We start from the raw sequence: 16,937 nt of genomic DNA, 5'->3' as shown, positions 1-16,937 counted from the left end.
TGTGCCCTCAGTCCACCACACGTCGCTGCGCCACTTGGCGGCGACCCAGATAGATGTGTTCCTTGCGTTCCACGCCAGGTACCAGCGTCTGCAGCAGCAGACCTTGCTGTCCGTGCAGGTACTGCGTAGTTCCTGTGGCATCGCTTGTCTGCACGCGTGTGTTGTCGCCGTCGTAGGTATGCGCCGTGGGCACGGTGGCCGCGCAGGCGATGCAGCGCAGGTTGTTGGCCCGGTCATGGCCAAACGTCCAGACTCCATCGTCCTTGACGTTGCCGGCAGAGTCGTACTGGTATGCACGGCTTAGACCGCCGCCTGAAACACCTGTGAGCAGCCCCGAGGTTGCGGCATAGGAGTAGGTACGCAGCGATCCCGGTTGGGCCACATGGGTGATGTTTCCAACACCATCGTAGAAATACTCCCGGTAACCGCCTACGTCGTTGTCCAGCGTGAGTCGGTTGAGCTTGTCGTACTCGAAGTAGCGCGAATATGCGGAGTCCGCCGAATCGTTGATGCCGGTGAGGTTGCCCACCGGGTCATACGCATAGGTGCTGTCAATGAAACTGCTTCCGGCGCGCGTCATCTTGAGGCCGGCAGGCCACTGGCGATCATTGACGCCCATGGTGGACACAACGCCATTGGCATAGTGAAGCTCACTGGGCATGCCATTGGGATGGTAGCGAACCTGGTTCACATAGGGCAGCACGGCACGGGCCCTGCCAAACGCATCCGGGCTGTACTGCACTTGGTGCCCCGAGGGATAGGTAATGCTGGCCAGTGCTTCGCTGGAGTTGTAGGTGTAGGAGACCTGCTGGGTGGCGCCACCCATCGCCAGCTCTTCCGCAATCAGATTGTCTCCGTCGTCGTAGTCGAATCCGCGCACGACACCGCCACTGCTGATGCCTGTCACAAGATCGTTGCCGTTGTAGGTGCGCGTGACATTGGAAGCATTGGGAACGCCCGGCTGCTCGGAACTCGGGTATGTGATGCCTGTCAGGCGGTTGCGGCCATCGTAGGCATAGGTTGTTGCCGGCTGGGTGCCTATGCTCTTGCTGGTCAAATTGCCCAGCGCATCGCGTCCGAATACCGTCGTGCCGGTTTCAGGATCAGCGCGCGAAACCAGGTAGTAGCGACTGTCGTAGCCGTAGGTTCGCGCCTTGTCTCCCATCGTGGCTGTCGTCATCTGCCCCAGCAGGTCACGGGTCATGGTCACGTCGTAGTCCACATACATGCCCTGAGCGGATATTTCCCCGGCAAGCGAGCGCACGGCGTGCTGCTCCTGCGGATTGCCAAAAGCGCGGAACCACACAAGCGATGCCCGGTTCGTGGTGTCGTAGCGAAGCACCTGCAGGCTGTCATAGAAGGTCTCCTCGATGACATTGGCGGAGTTGGTGCCCACGGGGTTGCCGTGCAGCGTCTGCACCACCCGCCCCAGGGTGTCGTAGCGAAACCCTGTGCCCTTGGCGCTGTTCGGATAGGACTGGTAAAGGCGCCGTCCCAGCATGTCATAGCTGAAGTCGACCCAGATCGGTGTCTCCCCTGCCGCACTGACCTCACGGCGCAACTGGCGGCCCAGCCCGTCAAATGTGGCTTTGTCCGTCATCCCCCCTCGCTGCACCTGGCGGGTTGTAGCGCCCCAGGTGATGGCGACGGGGCTGCCGACGGGCTTTGTGATGGACGTCGGACGATTCAGCCCATCGTAGGTGTACGTTGTCGTTTTGCCGCGCCCGTTGGTGATCGATGTGACATTGCCCGCAGCATCGACGTTTCGTGAAATAGCCACGCCTTCTGGCTGGGACTCGCTGCGGGGAATGCCTCTCAGGTAGCTGTTGTACGTTGTCACCTGCCCCTTGGCATTGGTGGTGGTGTGTACGTCCCCTGTGCCGTGATAAGTGAAGGAGGTTGGTACGCCGGCAACCGATTGCGACTGCAGATTGCCGTTGATATCGAACTGCCGCGTGGTGGCATGGGTTTGAGCCCCTACCGTGACCAACGCATTGCTCACCTGGCGCAGCAACCACTTGCTTGTGTTGACGTTGTAGGTCAGTTCGGTCTGCCGGGTATAGGTCCGGTCATTGTTCGTTCCGGTTTCATCGATGAAGGAAGGATTTCCCCACTCGTCATAGCCAGACTTGGAAACCACGAAAGTCTCACCTGGCCGGAACCGGTACTGGTCACTGGCGATCGCCGCGGCCGGATAGAAGTAGCTGTTCGAGAAATAGTTGGCCACCACGTCCTGCTGCTCGGAGATCGGCACGGATGTGTAGCCGAAAAGCGTGTTTTCCGACTCGCTGACGCTGCCCATCAGCAGGCCTACGTCCGTCGGGACCACCCGCACGGAATGCACGCCCAAGTGGAAGTGCTCCGTGGCCTTGCCCAGCGGATCCGTCACGGTCGTCACATTCACCTGGGACCGCACATCGGGCGGTACCCCATAGGTATAGGTGTATTGCGATCCATTGACCGTGTAGGGCAGCTCGTCGGTCGCCACTTCATACGCCCAGTTCCATGTGCCGGACTTGCCATCGGACGTATTGGTACTGGCGGTTTTGCTCGAGACAACGGTGCTGTTTCCGCTGCGTGTTGTTCCTGCCCTGAAATCCACATGGCTGTAGACATAGTCGATGGAAGCACCGCTCGGATACTCGACACGACTCATTGAACCCGTCCCGGGCGTCCCCGTCCGGTAGGCGTACTTCCACGAAAGCCCATCGGGCCGCTGCACGCGATTCAGTTGCATATGCCCCGCCAATCCCGCCCCCACCGTGTACTGCCATACCCGGTTGGACAAGGTGTCCGTGATGCTCGCCAAGGTCGATCCGCTGTATGCAAACGAGACGGAGCGTCCATCGCTCGTGGTGATCTGGCTCAGTGCATAGACGCCAATCGGCAAAAAGCTATAGCTCAGGTTGAACCAGTTGCCGTTGCGATCAACGATCCGGCCCGCATAGAACGTACGCTGCAGGCTGCCGGGCTCGCCAAAAGAATGCCCCATCGCCGTCATTTCGTAGGTGGTGCCATCGGGGGACTGCACATGCAAAAATCCGCTTTGGCACTTGGCGCGCCAGAAGTCCTTGGTAAGCCAGGTGGGAGTGCTGGCACCGGCCTCGTAGTATTCATACAGGATCTGTCGGCTTCCGTCGGGCAACTCCAGCACCGGATTGGCCGAAGCCGAAGCCCAGGATGCAGAGCAAATGGCCTTGTTGGCCCCCCGAATCACCCTGCCCATGTGCATGGTCCAACCCAGTCCAACGGGGCTGTACTCATAACTGGCCCATGTCGTGGGTGTCGCCAGGGGATCGTCGATGCTGTTGTAGCTTCTCCGAATGGCCAGATCCATACCGCCATTTCCAGGAAGGAGCAAGTCAGTGAAGTGGTACTGGAGCTTTCCTGTGAAGGTATTGATCAATTCATTGGCGGACTGGGCCTCCACGCCCTGTGCGCGAGGCAGTCCCTTTTGCTGGAAAAAATCAGGAATGCTGGGAAGGCTGGTGTCATTGGACCCTTGTGCAAACACACCTGACATACAGAAAGAGGCACAGCCAAGGAGCATGGCGGACTTCATCAACCGCCGTGTCTCCAAGAGTTGCCGATGGAGTGCAGCTACACCCTCAAGACGCCCGAAAACTCTTATTCGATTCAACATCTTTCCTCCCTGCGAAAGCATCAGTGGTCCGCCAAGACGACACGGGTTCGCACTACGCCTTCAAGAAAGGCGCAAAGCATTTGTATGGGAATTGAAAATTCAAATACAACGCCACACCCAAATCGAAATTCAAAGATCGGATTGGATGGCATGCGAATCAATGATGGGATCTCCATCAATCGATGGAGATGCTTAAGACATGGCCATTTTTTATTGGCATTCAGCCATGTGCCAAAGCATTGTTCTTCTGAAATACCAGCCCGACACAAATAACCACATTCCGTAGTCTGGAACTCACGCAAATACACCGGGATTGGGTGTGCAAATTGATAGCAGACAAATCCCTCGAGGCCTACTCATCCCGGCACATTGGAATTTTGCAAGAGGTGTCCATCAAAAATCAAGTTAGCACACCACTCTTCTCTATACCCAATGGGGCCATCTCTTCCCGGCGAGAAATAACCACGGATGCCTTATCTGCTTCTGCTCTCGAAAACAGGTGATTGATCCGTCAGAAACCCATTTTTTTGCTCAGCGGAGGTCAGCATCCACACCATGAGGCAGTCGGGCAAGACTCGCCCAGCAACATCAGGCTATTCTGATTTTTGCGGTGCAGGCATCGGACTACTCCGAGATTGTCGCCATCACGCCTCCAACCCCCTGGACCCTGGCCATACTGGCCCACCGAGGCCGCAGCACCGCTGGCGCCTCTTCCTTCGTGTCTGGCTTTGTGTCTGCCGTTCCTGCGAGGTGCCCATGGGTCTGGCCCTGGTTCAAAGTCGTGCGCTGCTGGGGCTGGCCGCCCCGCGTGTCACCGTGGAAGTGCATCTGGCCAACGGCCTGCCGTCGTTCACGCTGGTGGGTCTGGCCGATGTCGAGGTCAAGGAAGCGCGTGAACGCGTGCGCTCGGCGCTGCTGAACTCAGGGCTGGAGTTCCCGAGCAACAAACGCATCATCGTCAACCTGGCACCCGCCGACCTGCCCAAGGATTCGGGGCGCTTCGACCTGCCCATTGCGCTGGGCATTCTCGCGGCCAGCGGCCAGATCAATGGCGATGCGCTGGCCGACTACGAATTCGCGGGCGAGCTGTCGCTGTCGGGCGCGCTGCGGCCCGTGCGCGGCGCGCTGGCCACGGCCCTGGCCCTGCACCGCCAGCAGGACGGCGCCCGCCTGGTGCTGCCGCCGGGCAGCGCGCAGGAGGCGGCCTTCGTGCCGTCGGCCCAGGTGTTCTGCGCGCACCACCTGCTGGACGTGGTGCGCCGCTTCATCACACGCTCGGCCAATGCCCTGGTGCAGGCGGAGCAGGACACGGACGATGCCTGCTGCAGCGACGAAAGCGAGGACACCGAAGAGACCGACGAAACCGACGCCATGCCGGCAGCAGGCGACACCCAGACATGCCCCGGCCCGGGCTGGCATGCGGTGCAGCCACAGCCCGCCGTCGCCGTGCGCAGCAGCCTGGACCTGGCCGAGGTGCGCGGCCAGGCCCAGGCGCGGCGCGCGCTGGAAATCGCTGCGGCCGGAGGCCACGGCCTGCTGCTGGTGGGGCCGCCGGGTTCGGGCAAGTCCATGCTGGCCCAGCGCTTTGCCGACCTGCTGCCGCCCATGAGCGATGACGAGGCGCTGGAGGCCGCTGCCATCGCCAGCCTGGCCGGCCGCTTCACGCCCGAGCGCTGGCGCCAGCGCCCCACGGCCAGTCCGCATCACACGGCCAGCGCCGTGGCCCTGGTCGGAGGAGGCTCGCCACCGCGCCCTGGCGAGATCTCGCAGTCCCATCACGGAGTACTGTTTCTGGACGAATTCCCCGAGTTCGCACGCAGCGCGCTGGAGGCGCTGCGCGAGCCGCTGGAGACCGGCCAGATCACCATCGCCAGAGCCGCCCAGCGCTGCGAATTCCCCGCGCGCTTCCAGCTCGTCGCGGCCATGAATCCCTGCCCCTGCGGCCATTGGGGGTCGACGGTGCAGCGCTGCCGCTGCACGCCCGACAAGGTGGCGCGCTACCAGGCGCGCATCAGCGGCCCGCTGCTGGATCGCATCGACCTGCATGTGGAAGTCGGCGCCCTGCCCCCGCAGGAGCTGCTGGCCGCGCGCTCTGGCGAGGCCAGCGACACCGTGCGCGAGCGCGTGGTCCAGGCCCGCGCGCTGGCCCTGCAGCGCCAGGGCAGTGCCAACCACCAGCTCCAGGGCCAGGCCCTGGACGACCACCTGGGCCTGTCGCCCGAGGCCCTGGCCTTCGCCCACAAGGCCGCCGCACGCCTGGGCTGGTCGGCCCGCAGCACCCACCGCGCGCTCAAGGTGGCGCGCACCATTGCCGACTTGGCCGGCAGCGCGGCTGTGGAGACCGGGCATGTGGCCGAGGCCATGCAGTATCGGAGGGTGTTGCGGTTGCCTTCATGAGGATCTGCATTGGACGCGGTTGCATGGTTGTCGGAATTATTTCTGATATTCCGAAATTTCCTCCTGAATGAAACGAAGTACTCCTGAATTTCGGAATATTGGAAATTGTTTTGAAAATTCCCTAAGAAATCCTAGAATTTCGGAATATCAGAAATAAAGCCAATCCATCCATGCCGTCTTCCACGCCCATGAACGGCCCGCAGCAGGATCCCCTGCAGCCCGGGGCCGTGGTCATCGCTGACCTGTCCAGGCTCGGCGCCCAGATCCGTGCCATGCGCAAGGCCCAGCACCTGCGCATCGATGACACGGCAGCCCTGTGCGGCGTGTCGCTGGATCTGCTCTCCCGTCTGGAGAACGGCAAGGGCGGCGTGGGCTCCGACAAGCTGCTGGCCGTACTCGACGGGCTGGGTCTCGCCATGGTCATCGCGCCCAAGCAGGACGCCCTGATGGCACGGCTTCCACGGGCCTGAAGCGCACATGGCCACGCCGCCGTCGCTTTCGCTTTCGCTGTGGAACGATGTCGGCACGCACGTGGCCGATGTGACCCATGACCCGCACAACGATCTTTGGGGACTGCGGTATGCGCCTGCATGGCTGGAGCATGAACGGCCTTTCTACTTGGCGCCCTGCCTGCCGCTGGCCGCTCCCGAAGGGGGCTACGACTCGCGCTCCATCCGGCGTTTCATCGAGAACCTGCTGCCTGAAGGCGCGGCGCTGGATGTGGTGGCCAGAAGTCAGGGCATAGGCAAGGGCAACATCTTCGGTCTGATACGCGCCCTCGGCGCCGAGACCACCGGGGCCTTCCGGTTTCAGGCCGATGGCAGCAGGCCCGATCCACAGGCCGCCAATGCCGCTCGCACCATATCGACCGCAGAACTCTCCCAACGCATTGCAGACCGAGAGACACGCCCTTTCATCGAGTGGGATGGCAAAGTGCGCATGTCGGTGGCCGGCTACCAGGACAAGCTGCCCGTGCACGTGGAAGGCGAGAGCGTGCAGGAGGGCTCCATCTTCCTTCCCGACAACGTTCCGTCCACCCACATCCTCAAACCCCAGCCGCGCGACAGCGCGGTGCCGCACATGGTGGTGAACGAGCATTTCTGCATGCGCCTGGCAGCGGCCATGCGCTTGCCTGCAGCCGAGGTGCAGATGCTGCACGTGCCACAGCCGGTGCTGGCAGTCAGGCGCTTTGACCGCGTGCGGCAGGCGCCACAAAGGCGGGTCCTGCGCACCCACATCATCGATGCATGCCAAGCGGGCGATCTTCCCGTCAGCTACAAGTACGAGCACCACATCGGCAGCGTGGGCGATGCCCGGCTATACCGCGACGGCATGAGCTTTCCCCGGCTGTTCGGTCTACTGGAGCACTCGGTGGCGAAGGCTGCGGACAAGCTGGCAATGATCCGATGGGCGTTGTTCCAGATACTGATCGGCAATGGCGACGCACATGGCAAGAACTTCTCCTTCCACGTGCTGCCGCAGGGCCTGGCGACCGCACCCTGGTACGACCTCGTCAGCGTGGCCCAGTATCCCGATGTGTCCCAGGAACTGGCCATGGCCTTCGGCGACTGCTTTGCGCTGGAGGAACTCACACCCTTCGAGTTTGCGCATTTCGCGCACCTGTGTGCAATAGACCGCAGGCTGCTCGCACGTGAAGCCCAGCGCATGGCCAAGGCAGCCCCTGGTGCGGCGACCAAGGTTCTGCGCGAATCGCCTTACACGCCAGAAGAACACGCCTTCGCCCAGCGCATCGCCGCCTATGCGACCACCCAGGCCCAAAGACTGGTGGACATCGCCCAGAAGGCAGCAGCCTTGCCTTCCGACCTGTTCTGAGTCTCAGGCAGACGCTGCCGGGACGGCTTCCATGCCCAGGGCCTCTTCGCCCTGCACACCCTCGATCCCCAGCACCTCCACGCACGCATGCAGCGCAGGCGACCAGCCCTGGCGCGCGGGCACGACGAACCAGGTTTCCACGCGGGCGACTTCCTGGGCGAGTGTGCCGGGCAGGGCCGTGATGTGCACGCCGAAGCGGTGCTGCTGGGCCTGGACCACGCTGCGCGGCAGCAGGCCGTAGCCCATGCCGGCGGCCACGCAGCCGAGGATGGCGTCCAGCGATCCCATTTCCATGATGCGTGCGGCCACGCCGCGCGTGGCCAGCAGCAATTCGATGCGCTGGCGGTAGCTGCAGCCCTGGCGGAAGGCCAGGAAGGGCACGGCGCTGAGCTGGGCGGCATCGGGAAAGCGCGGCAGCGCGAATGCGGTGACCAGCACCAGTTCCTCCTCGAAAACCTTCCAGCCCTGCAGCCGCGACTGGGGCGGCATGCCCGAGACGAAGGCGCAGTCCAGCCGCCCTGCCAGCAGGTCGGCCAGCAGCTCGGCCGTGGTGGCCGTGCGCAGCTCCAGGTCCAGGCCGGGCCGGGCCTGGTGCAGGCGCGCCAGCAGCGGCGGCAGGCGCAGCGCAGCCGTGGTTTCCATGGAGCCTATGCGCAGCGCGCCTGCGGCCCGGGCGCTGCCCTGCAGCAGGGCCAGCGCCTCGTCGTGGTCGGCCAGCATGCGCCGCGCGTATTGCTCCAGCAGGCGGCCGGCAGGCGTGGCGTGCACGGGAGCGCTGCGCTCCAGCAATTGCACGCCGGCCTCGTCCTCGAGCTTTTTCACATGGGCCGTCACGTTGGACTGCACGGTGTGCAGTTGCTGCGCGGCAGCGCCGAAGCTGCCGCTGTCGCAGACGGCCAGGAACATGCGCAGGGACTTCAATTGCATCGCGGCTCCAGTGGCATTCATCTTCAATCGAGATCGATGCCATCATTTTGAATCATTGGACATGATGATTCCGGCGGCTTAAGGTATGCCCATCCTCCCCGCATGGCGCCCACTCCCGTGATCCAACGCAACGAAACTTCCCTGCTGCTGACCGGCTTCATGGCCACGCTCAGCGGCGTCGGCCTGGCGCGCTTTGCCTACACGGCGCTGATGCCGCAGATGGTGCATGCCGGCTGGTTCAGCGGCGAGCAGGTGGCCTATCTGGGCGCGGCCAACCTGCTGGGCTATCTGATCGGGGCGCTGGCGGCCGCGCCGCTGGCCGAACGCCTGGGCGCGCTGCGCGTGCTGCTGTGGTGCTGGGTGGCCCTGGCGCTGAGCTTTGCGGCCTGCGCCTGGCCTCTGCCCATGCCCTGGTTCTTTGCCTGGCGCTGCATCTCGGGCATTGGCGGCGCCATCCTGATGGTGCTGGGCCCCTCCGTGGCCCTGGCGGCCACCCCCCTGCAGCGGCGTGCGGCCCTGGGGCCGCTGATGTTCTGCGGCATAGGTGCCGGCGCCCTGCTGTCGGCCACGCTGATACCGCTGCTGGCGCGCCAGAGCCTGGGCGCCGTCTGGTGGGCGCTGGCGGCGGTCTGCGCCTGGGCCGGCTGGCTGGGCTGGCGCCATGTGCGGCGGCTGCCGGTGCCTGCGCCCATCGCCATCACGCCCCATGCCCGGCCCGTGCCCGCCGCGCCCCTGTGGACGCTGCCCGTGGTGCTGGTGATGCTGGCCTATATGACGGACGCCTTCGGCTTTGTGCCGCACACGGTGTTCTGGGTGGACTACCTGGCGCGCGAGCTGCAGTTGGGCGATGCCTATGCCTCCACGCAGTGGGCCGTGTTCGGCCTGGGCGCCATTGCCGGGCCGCTGGTGGCCTCGCTGTGCGCCACGCGCTTTGGCTGGTGGGGCACGACCACGGGCGCCTATGCGGTCAAGACCCTGGCCATTGCCATTCCGCTGTTCTGGGTGGGATTTGCGGGGCATGCGACCTCGTCCTTTCTGGTGGGCGCGCTGTCGCCGGGGATGGCGGCCATCACCTCGGGCTACCTGATGCAGCTGATCGGCCCCGTGCAGCACAAGCGCATGTGGGGCTATGCCACGGCGGCCTTTGCGCTGATGCAGGCCGTGTCGGGGTATTTCATGGCCTGGAGCTATGCGGGCCTGGGCTCGTACCAGCGCCTGTTCGTCATCGGCAGCGTGTCGCTGCTGCTGGGCACGCTGATGATCGCCGCCAGCCGCGCCAGCGCGCGCCGGCAGGCCGCCGCATGAGTGCGCGGATTCGAGGCAGGAAACAAGGAGTCGTATGAGCACCGCAAAGACCGCGTGGATGGCCCGCCTGGGCATGCGCCATCCCATCATCCAGGCCCCCATGGCCGGCACGTCCACGCCCGCGCTGGCGGCAGCCGTAACCGATGCGGGCGGCCTGGGCTCGCTGGGCATTGGCGCCAGCGGCACGGAGCAGGCACGCCAGCAGATCGTGCAGACGCGCGCGCTGACTTCGGGCGCCTTCAACGTCAACCTGTTCTGCCACCGGCCGGCCCGGGCCGATGCGCAGCGCGAGGCCGCCTGGCTGGCCCATCTGGCGCCCGAGTTCGCGCGCTTTGGCGCCACGCCGCCTGCCACGCTCAACGAGATCTACGCCACCGCCGTCGGCAACGCCGCGCTGCAGGCCATGCTGCTGCAGGAGCGGCCCGCCGTGGTGAGCTTTCATTTCGGGCTGCCTGAGCAGGGCTTCATCGACGCGCTGCGCGCGGCCGGCGTCGTGACCCTGGCCAGCGCCACGTCGCTGGACGAGGCGCGCCAGGTGGAGCAGGCCGGTGTCGAGGCCATCGTGGCCCAGGGCGTGGAGGCCGGGGGACACCGCGGAACGTTCGATCCCGCGCAGGACCGCATGATGGGCACCTTCGCCCTGGTGCGCGTGCTGGCGCGCAACACGGCCCTGCCGGTGATCGCGGCCGGCGGCATCATGGATGGCGAAGGCATCGCGGCCGCGCTGGGCCTGGGCGCCTGCGCGGCGCAGCTGGGCACGGCCTTCATCCTCTGCCCTGAATCGTCCGCCAGCCCGGCCTACCGTGCCGAGCTGCGCAGCGAACGCGCCCACCACACAGGCATCACCGCCGCCATCTCGGGCCGGCCGGCGCGCGGCATGGTCAACCGGCTGCATGCGCTGGGCGCCAGCCATGGCCAGCCCCTGCCCGACTATCCGCGCGTCTACGACGCAGGCAAGGCGCTGCACCAGGCGGCCTCGGCGCAGGGCAGCTCCGACTACGCAGCCCACTGGGCCGGCCAGGGTGCGCCGCTGGCGCGCGAGATGCCGGCCGCTGCGCTGGTGCAGACGCTGGCCGGCGAGCTGGCGAGCGCTCAGGCAGGCCGCTAGAGCGTGTTATCCACTAAAGTGCCGCCAGCCCCTGCTCCAGGTCGGCGATGAGGTCGCGCGGCGACTCCAGGCCGATGTGCAGGCGCACCACGGGCCCGCGCGCACTCCAGTCGGTGACGCTGCGCGCCTGCGCCATGTGCGCGGCCGTCGCCAGGCTCTCGTAGCCGCCCCAGGAGGCGCCGATGCCGAAGAGCCGCAGGCCGTCGATGAAGCGGTCCACGGCGGCCTCGGCGGTGCCGGGCTGCAGCTCCAGCGACACCAGGCCGTTGGTGCCCTGGCAGTCGCGCAGCCACAGCGCATGGCCGGGGTGCGTGGGCAGCGCGGGGCAGAACACGGTGGCCACGGCCGGGTGCTGCTGCAGCCAGTGCGCCACCTCCAGCGCATGCGCCTCGTGCATCTGCAGCCGTGCGGCCAGCGAGCGCATGCCGCGCAGCACCAGCCAGGCATCGTCGGGGCTGACCGCCATGCCGAAGGCATCGCAGCGCGCGGCCAGCGGCTCCCAGGCGGCCTCGGTGGTGGCCACGGTGCCCATCATCACGTCGGAGTGGCCTGACAGGTACTTGGTGGCTGCCATCACCGAGACATCGGCCCCCAGCGCCAGCGGCCGGTATTGGCAGCCCGACCCCCAGGTGTTGTCGGCCACGACCAGGGCGCCGCGCGCATGGGCCATGGCGGCCAGCGCGGGCAAGTCGCACATTTCGTAGACCAGCGATCCCGGGCATTCGGCATAGACCATGCGGGTGTTGGGGCGCATGCGCGCCTGGGCGTCGCTGCCATCGGCCGCGAAGAAGTCGTACTCGATGCCGTAGGGCTGCAGCCATTGCCCGGCCAGGTGGCGCACAGGCTGGTAGGCGCTGTCGGTCAGCAGCACATGGTCGCCGGGGCGCAGGTAGCTGAGCAGGGCCATACCGATGGCCGCCAGGCCGGTAGGCAGCAGCCGCGTGCGGTGGGCGCCTTCCAGCTCGCTGACGGCATCTTCCAGCGCAAAGCCGGTGGGTGTGCCGCGCGCGCCGTAGCTGAAGATGCGCTCGCCGGCGCGGCGCTCGCGCATCTCGCGCTGCTGTGCCGTGCTCTCGAACAGCACGGTGCTGGCGCGCACCAGGGGCGGGTTGACGGCCGTGCCGCCCGCATAGGCCGGGCGCTTGCCCGCATGCAGCAGCCGGGTCTGCAGGTCCAGCGCGGGGGCGCCAGAGGCCGATGATCCAGGCACGGGGACGTGTTCGGCAGCCATCAGTCGATCTTCGCGCCCGAGAGCTTGACCACGCGCGACCAGCGCTCCATGTCCTGGCGCAGCTGGGCGGCAAAGGCTTCGGGCGTATTGGCCACGACTTCGCTGCCGCCATCGACGACCAGCTTGGTCACTTCCGGCAGTTGCAGGGTGCGCACGATGGCGTCGTGCAAGAAAGCCACGCGCTCGGGCGGCGTGCCGGCGGGAGCGAAGAAGCCGTACCAGTCCTCGAAGCGCGCATTGCGCAGGCCCAGTTCCTCCAGCGTGGGCACCTTGCCGAACACGCCGATGCGGCGCGGGCTGGTGACGGCCAGCGCACGCACCTGGCCCGCCTGGATCATGCCGGCCACGGACGAGGTGGAGGTGATCAGCACATCGACCTGCTGGCCCAGCAGATCGTTGATGGCCGGCCCCGCGCCCTTGTAGGGCACATGGGTCATGGGCACGCCGTTTTCCTTGGACAGCACCACGCCCACCAGGTGCGACAGCGTGCCGTTGCCGGGCGTGGCATAGGTGACGCGGCCCGGCTCGCCCTTGCTGCGCGCCACCAGGTCGGCAAAGCTCTTGAGGGGCGAGGCCGAGGCGACCACGATGGCCAGCGGCGCCGCGTTGATCTGCGTGATGGGCACGAAGTTCTTGAGCGGATCAAAGCCCGGCGCGCTGTACAGCGCGGGGTTCACCGCCATCAGCGAGACCTGGCCCGTGAGCACGGTGTAGCCATCGGGCTTGGCCTCGGCCACGGCCTTGGCGCCGATGTTGCCGCCCGCGCCGCCCCGGTTTTCCACCACGGAGGGCTGGCCCGTGGCCTCGGTCAGCCGCGTGGTGACCCAGCGCGTGCTGGCGTCGTTGCCGCCGCCCGGCGGGAAGGGCGAGATGAAGCGGATCGGCTGGCCCGGATAGCCGTTGCGCGCAGCCAGCGGCTCGGCCGTGGCCTGCGAGAGCATGGCCAGGGCCGCGAGGCTGGCGGCCAGCATCCTGGCCAGGGTGGGGATTGCGAACATGTCTTGTCTCCTGTCGTTATGTGATCTGATTTATGTCGCTCTACGGCAAGTCAGCGATATATGGCGCTGCCTTTGCAACTGACGTGACTTTGGCCAGGGGCACCAAGCAAGGGCCGCCCCCGCAGCGAGGGTGCCGTCCCCCTCCCGCGCAGCGAGAGAGGGGGAAGCGGCGAAGCCGCTCAGGGGGAGCTTCATGCACTCGGCAGGCGGAAGGCGGCCAGTTCCTGGGCATCGAGCTGCGGCACCAGGCCCGTCTCCCAGGCCAGGTAGCGGCGTGCCGCTTCCTTGTTGCCGTCGTGGCGGTCGTGCACGAAGAACAGGTAGTCGATGCACTCGGCGTCGGTGGGGCTGTCGGGCGTAGCCTCGACGGGCAGGCCGGCCTGCTGCCATGCGGCCAGACCGCCTTCCAGCAGCAGCGGCGCGGCGCCCTGCAGCTCCAGCGCGGCCCATTGCGCCATGCCGGGCTCGTCGGCCACCAGCACGATCTGGCGCGTCTCGCCGGCCAGATCGCTGGCAAGGCACGGGCGGATGGACCAGCGGGCCCCGGCGATGTGGCCTGCGCGGTACTTCATGCCCGCGCGCAGATCGACCACGGCCACCTCGCCCTGGCGCATGCGCTCGTGCAGGGCCTGCGCCGTGATGCCTGCCAGTGCGGGGACCTGGGGCGGCTGGGCCGGTGCCAGGTCCAGGCCGCTGTGCAGGCCGCCCCGCAGCACGCAGGCGTCATGGCCGAGCTGGCGCAGCCAGCTGGCCACCACGGGGGCGCGCACGCCATCGCTGTCGAACAGCACCAGGCGCGCACCGCGCACGCCCACGTACTGGTCGCCGGCCTGCATGAGCTGGCCGCCGGGCGTGTGCTGGGCGCCGGGCAGCGAGCCGGCCTTGAATTCCTCGGGCGTGCGCACATCGCACAGGAACAGCGTGCGCGCAGCATCCTGGCTCCAGGCGCGCACGGTGTCGGCATCGACCTCGGGCACGTCGAAGCGTTCGGCCAGGGCACGGGCCTGGGCTTGCAGCGCGCTGCTGGCCGAGTCGTCGCCATAGCGGTGCGTGCCGCCGTGCTCCAGCGGCAGGTCGGCCAGGTACCAGCCCTGGGTGCCGTTCTCCAGCGCGTAGACGGGGTTGGGAATGCCCAGGTTGATCAAGGTCTGCGCGCCGATGATGGAGCGCGTGCGGCCCGCGCAATTGACCACGATGGGCGTGGCCGCATCGGGCACCAGGCGGCTCACGCGCAGCGCCAGCTCGCCATTGGGGCAGCAGATGGCGCCGGGGATGTTCATCTTGTGGAACTCGGAGACGGGCCGGCCGTCCAGCACCACCAGGGGCAGGCCCGCCGCCTGGCGCGCCGCCAGCTGCTGTGCCGTGATGCGCGGCGTGCCATAGGCGTGTTCGGCCAGTTCGCCAAAGGTCTTGGAGGGCAGGTTCACGCCGGCGAACAGCGTGTAGCCCGCAGCGCTCCAGGCCTTGGCACCGCCTTCGAGCACGGCGACCTGGGTATAGCCCAGGGCTTCGAGGCGGCGCGCGGCACGCTCGGCCACGCCCGCGCTGGCATCGCCCTCGCCACCGTCGTAGGTGACGACGCGCACCTGCCTGCGCGGCACCAGGCGGAGCACATCCAGCTCCAGCCGGCTGTAGGGCAGGGGCGTGGCGTAGAACAGGTGCGACTCGCCGTACTGGCCGTGCTCGCGCACGTCGAGCAGCGCGATCTCCTGGCCGTCGTGCAGCCAGGATTTGAGGGTGTGGGCGTCAATGGATGCGGTCATTGCATGCGGTCCGGGAAAAAGATCGGCAAGGAATTTCGGGCAAAGCCGTGCCACGCGCGCCCCGTGGGGCGCGCTGCGGCATGGACAGTGAAAAGGCAGGAAGCGGGAGATAGCGGCCGGAAGGCCTGGGCTCAGCGGCGCGTCTGCACGCCGATGGCCATGGTCTGGCAGGTGCCGGTGGACAGGTCGTAGCTGGTGCGCTCGTTGAGCGTCTCCAGCGCGCGGCCGTACATGTGCAGGTGGCGGATGACCTGCTCGCCCTGGATCTCCACGGAGTGGATGTCCTCGGGCATGAGGGCGATGCCCTGGCCTGGTGCGACCACCACGAGTTCCGTCTCGCGCAGCGTGCCCTTGCCGGGGACGGAGCCGTCGTCGGTGCGCTCGTAGACGCGGTTGTGCTCCGTGCCTTCCACGGCGGCAATGCAGGCCCAGGTCGTGTGGTTGTGCGGCACGATGCGCTTGCCCGGGCGCATGACGTTGAGGTACAGCGCATAGCTCTGGTCGGCGTCCTCGGCGATCAGGTAGCGCGCCTGGTGCTCGCCCTCTTCGGGCGCAGCGTAGTCGGCCTGTTGCCAGAAGTCTCGGCGCGCGGCCAGGCCCAGCAGTTGCTGGAGCACGGCGTCCAGGCTGGCGCGCGTGGCCGCGTCCTCGCCAATGGCCTGCTTCATGCTGTCGATGGCTGCTGTCACGGCGGCGCTGCGCTGTTCGGTGATGGTGTTGTTAGTGGTGGTGTTCAAAGGGGGCTCCTTGTCGTCGTTGAAGTCCACTGTAGTGAGGCGCCCGGTCCGCAACAATCCACGCATGCCCAATAAATACTTCAATAAAATTGAAGTATGGAGACGCTTGACCTGGACCTGCTGCGCACCCTGGCCGCCATTGCCAGCCATGACAGCTTTGCCGCCGCCGCCGTGCAGATGGGGCGCACGCAATCGGCCATCACCCAGCAGATGCAGCGACTGGAGGAGAAGATCGGCCACGCGCTGTTCGAGAAGCAGGGCCGGCAAAAACGCCTCACCGACCATGGCCAGCGCCTGCTGGGCTATGCGCGCCACATGCTGGCCATCCACGACGAGGCGCTGCGCAATCTGCAGCACCGCCAGGTGCAGGGCCTGGTGCGCATTGGCGCGCCGCACGACGCGGCCGACAACATGCTGCCGCCCGTGCTGCAGGAGATCGCGCTGAACTTTCCGGGCATGCAGATCGACATCCATGTGGGGCGCAGCCCTTTCCTGATGGAGTCGCTCAAGCAGGGCGAGCTGGACCTGGCCATCTCCAACCGGGAGGATGAAGGCTTCGAGGGCTTTGCCCTGCGCTCCACACCCACCGTGTGGCTGTGCGGCGCGGGCTATGCCCATGACCCGGGCAAGCCCGTGCCCCTGGTCATGGCCGACGGGCCCAGCATCTTCCGCCGCCTGGGCTGCGATGCGCTGGATGCGGCCGGCATCGCCTGGACGCCGCGCCACACCTGCACCAGCCTGGTCGGCATACGCGCAGCGCTGCGCGCCGGCCTGGGCGTGACGGCGCGCGGCGTGGAGCAGCTCGACCCGGGCCTGCGCGTGCTGGGCGCGGGCGACGGCATGCCACCGCTGCCGGACCTGGCCTACCGCCTGTACATCCGCAGCCATGTGATCAGCCCCGTGACACGCCAGATCTTCGAGAACCTGCAGGCCCGCATGCGCCAGCCGGCGAGCTGAGCGCCGGGGCGCTTGGCGCGCGGCAGCGCTGGATGTGG

Annotated in this window: 12 protein-coding genes; 6 read left to right on the top strand and 6 right to left on the bottom strand. The window is 66.6% G+C overall.

Going from position 1 to position 16,937, the window contains the following annotated elements; all coding sequences use genetic code 11:
* Positions 1 to 7 precede the first annotated feature (7 nt).
* Complete coding sequence (locus AAN986_RS01455) at positions 8 to 3,562, bottom strand: RHS repeat protein (protein WP_162233981.1); 3,555 nt, start codon at positions 3,560 to 3,562, stop codon at positions 8 to 10.
* Between the two features lie 837 nt (positions 3,563 to 4,399).
* Here AAN986_RS01455 and AAN986_RS01450 point away from each other — a divergent pair.
* The 3 genes from AAN986_RS01450 (at position 4,400) to AAN986_RS01440 (ending at position 7,873) form a co-directional block, all read left to right on the top strand.
* Entirely contained in the window at positions 4,400 to 6,040 is a 1,641-nt protein-coding gene (locus AAN986_RS01450) for a YifB family Mg chelatase-like AAA ATPase (RefSeq protein ID WP_349335552.1), read from the top strand.
* Between the two features lie 170 nt (positions 6,041 to 6,210).
* On the top strand, positions 6,211 to 6,510 hold the full coding sequence (locus AAN986_RS01445; RefSeq protein WP_016448653.1) for a helix-turn-helix domain-containing protein: 300 nt from the start codon (positions 6,211 to 6,213) through the stop codon (positions 6,508 to 6,510).
* A 7-nt stretch (positions 6,511 to 6,517) separates the two neighbouring features.
* Entirely contained in the window at positions 6,518 to 7,873 is a 1,356-nt protein-coding gene (locus tag AAN986_RS01440) for a HipA domain-containing protein (protein WP_047218577.1), read from the top strand.
* Positions 7,874 to 7,876: 3 nt separating this feature from the next.
* Here the strand turns inward: AAN986_RS01440 and AAN986_RS01435 are convergent, their stop codons facing one another.
* Complete coding sequence (locus AAN986_RS01435) at positions 7,877 to 8,800, bottom strand: LysR family transcriptional regulator (protein WP_017405297.1); 924 nt, start codon at positions 8,798 to 8,800, stop codon at positions 7,877 to 7,879.
* A gap of 102 nt (positions 8,801 to 8,902) precedes the next feature.
* On the opposite strand from AAN986_RS01435, the gene AAN986_RS01430 reads away from it, so the two are divergent.
* Both AAN986_RS01430 and AAN986_RS01425 read left to right on the top strand, forming a co-directional pair.
* A complete protein-coding gene (locus AAN986_RS01430; RefSeq protein ID WP_047218576.1) occupies positions 8,903 to 10,105 on the top strand; it encodes a YbfB/YjiJ family MFS transporter in 1,203 nt (400 codons plus the stop codon).
* Positions 10,106 to 10,139: 34 nt separating this feature from the next.
* Positions 10,140 to 11,213: a nitronate monooxygenase gene (locus AAN986_RS01425; protein ID WP_349335551.1), complete on the top strand. Its 1,074-nt coding sequence runs from the start codon at positions 10,140 to 10,142 to the stop codon at positions 11,211 to 11,213.
* A gap of 13 nt (positions 11,214 to 11,226) precedes the next feature.
* Here the strand turns inward: AAN986_RS01425 and metC are convergent, their stop codons facing one another.
* From metC to AAN986_RS01405, 4 genes are all read right to left on the bottom strand, one after another.
* A complete protein-coding gene (gene metC, locus AAN986_RS01420) occupies positions 11,227 to 12,444 on the bottom strand; it encodes a cystathionine beta-lyase (protein ID WP_047218574.1) in 1,218 nt (405 codons plus the stop codon).
* The gene (locus AAN986_RS01415) at positions 12,444 to 13,442 is read right to left on the bottom strand and encodes a tripartite tricarboxylate transporter substrate binding protein (protein ID WP_047218573.1); all 999 of its coding nucleotides are present in this window, start codon (positions 13,440 to 13,442) and stop codon (positions 12,444 to 12,446) included. Before AAN986_RS01415 ends, metC begins: the two co-directional genes overlap by 1 nt.
* Positions 13,443 to 13,633: 191 nt before the next feature.
* Entirely contained in the window at positions 13,634 to 15,205 is a 1,572-nt protein-coding gene (locus AAN986_RS01410; RefSeq protein WP_047218572.1) for a rhodanese-like domain-containing protein, read from the bottom strand.
* A 131-nt stretch (positions 15,206 to 15,336) separates the two neighbouring features.
* Positions 15,337 to 15,873: a cysteine dioxygenase family protein gene (locus AAN986_RS01405; protein WP_047218584.1), complete on the bottom strand. Its 537-nt coding sequence runs from the start codon at positions 15,871 to 15,873 to the stop codon at positions 15,337 to 15,339.
* A gap of 165 nt (positions 15,874 to 16,038) precedes the next feature.
* Between AAN986_RS01405 and AAN986_RS01400 the strand changes: the two genes are divergently transcribed.
* Positions 16,039 to 16,899, top strand: a complete 861-nt coding sequence (locus AAN986_RS01400) for a LysR substrate-binding domain-containing protein (RefSeq protein ID WP_047218571.1) — start codon at positions 16,039 to 16,041, stop codon at positions 16,897 to 16,899.
* Positions 16,900 to 16,937 lie beyond the last annotated feature (38 nt).

Origin of the sequence: Delftia sp. DS1230, assembly GCF_040112715.1 — a bacterium.
In the GTDB taxonomy this organism is placed as follows: Bacteria; Pseudomonadota; Gammaproteobacteria; order Burkholderiales; family Burkholderiaceae_C; genus Comamonas; species Comamonas tsuruhatensis.
This window is presented reverse-complemented; position numbering and strand designations above follow the sequence as displayed.

Coding starts and splice junctions, on each gene's coding strand:
- AAN986_RS01455 (WP_162233981.1), bottom strand. CDS start 3,562: ATGAAGTCCGCCATGCTCCTTGGCTGTGCCTCTTTCTGTATGTCAGGT.
- AAN986_RS01450 (WP_349335552.1), top strand. CDS start 4,400: ATGGGTCTGGCCCTGGTTCAAAGTCGTGCGCTGCTGGGGCTGGCCGCC.
- AAN986_RS01445 (WP_016448653.1), top strand. CDS start 6,211: ATGCCGTCTTCCACGCCCATGAACGGCCCGCAGCAGGATCCCCTGCAG.
- AAN986_RS01440 (WP_047218577.1), top strand. CDS start 6,518: ATGGCCACGCCGCCGTCGCTTTCGCTTTCGCTGTGGAACGATGTCGGC.
- AAN986_RS01435 (WP_017405297.1), bottom strand. CDS start 8,800: ATGCAATTGAAGTCCCTGCGCATGTTCCTGGCCGTCTGCGACAGCGGC.
- AAN986_RS01430 (WP_047218576.1), top strand. CDS start 8,903: ATGGCGCCCACTCCCGTGATCCAACGCAACGAAACTTCCCTGCTGCTG.
- AAN986_RS01425 (WP_349335551.1), top strand. CDS start 10,140: ATGAGCACCGCAAAGACCGCGTGGATGGCCCGCCTGGGCATGCGCCAT.
- metC (WP_047218574.1), bottom strand. CDS start 12,444: ATGGCTGCCGAACACGTCCCCGTGCCTGGATCATCGGCCTCTGGCGCC.
- AAN986_RS01415 (WP_047218573.1), bottom strand. CDS start 13,442: ATGTTCGCAATCCCCACCCTGGCCAGGATGCTGGCCGCCAGCCTCGCG.
- AAN986_RS01410 (WP_047218572.1), bottom strand. CDS start 15,205: ATGACCGCATCCATTGACGCCCACACCCTCAAATCCTGGCTGCACGAC.
- AAN986_RS01405 (WP_047218584.1), bottom strand. CDS start 15,873: ATGAAGCAGGCCATTGGCGAGGACGCGGCCACGCGCGCCAGCCTGGAC.
- AAN986_RS01400 (WP_047218571.1), top strand. CDS start 16,039: ATGGAGACGCTTGACCTGGACCTGCTGCGCACCCTGGCCGCCATTGCC.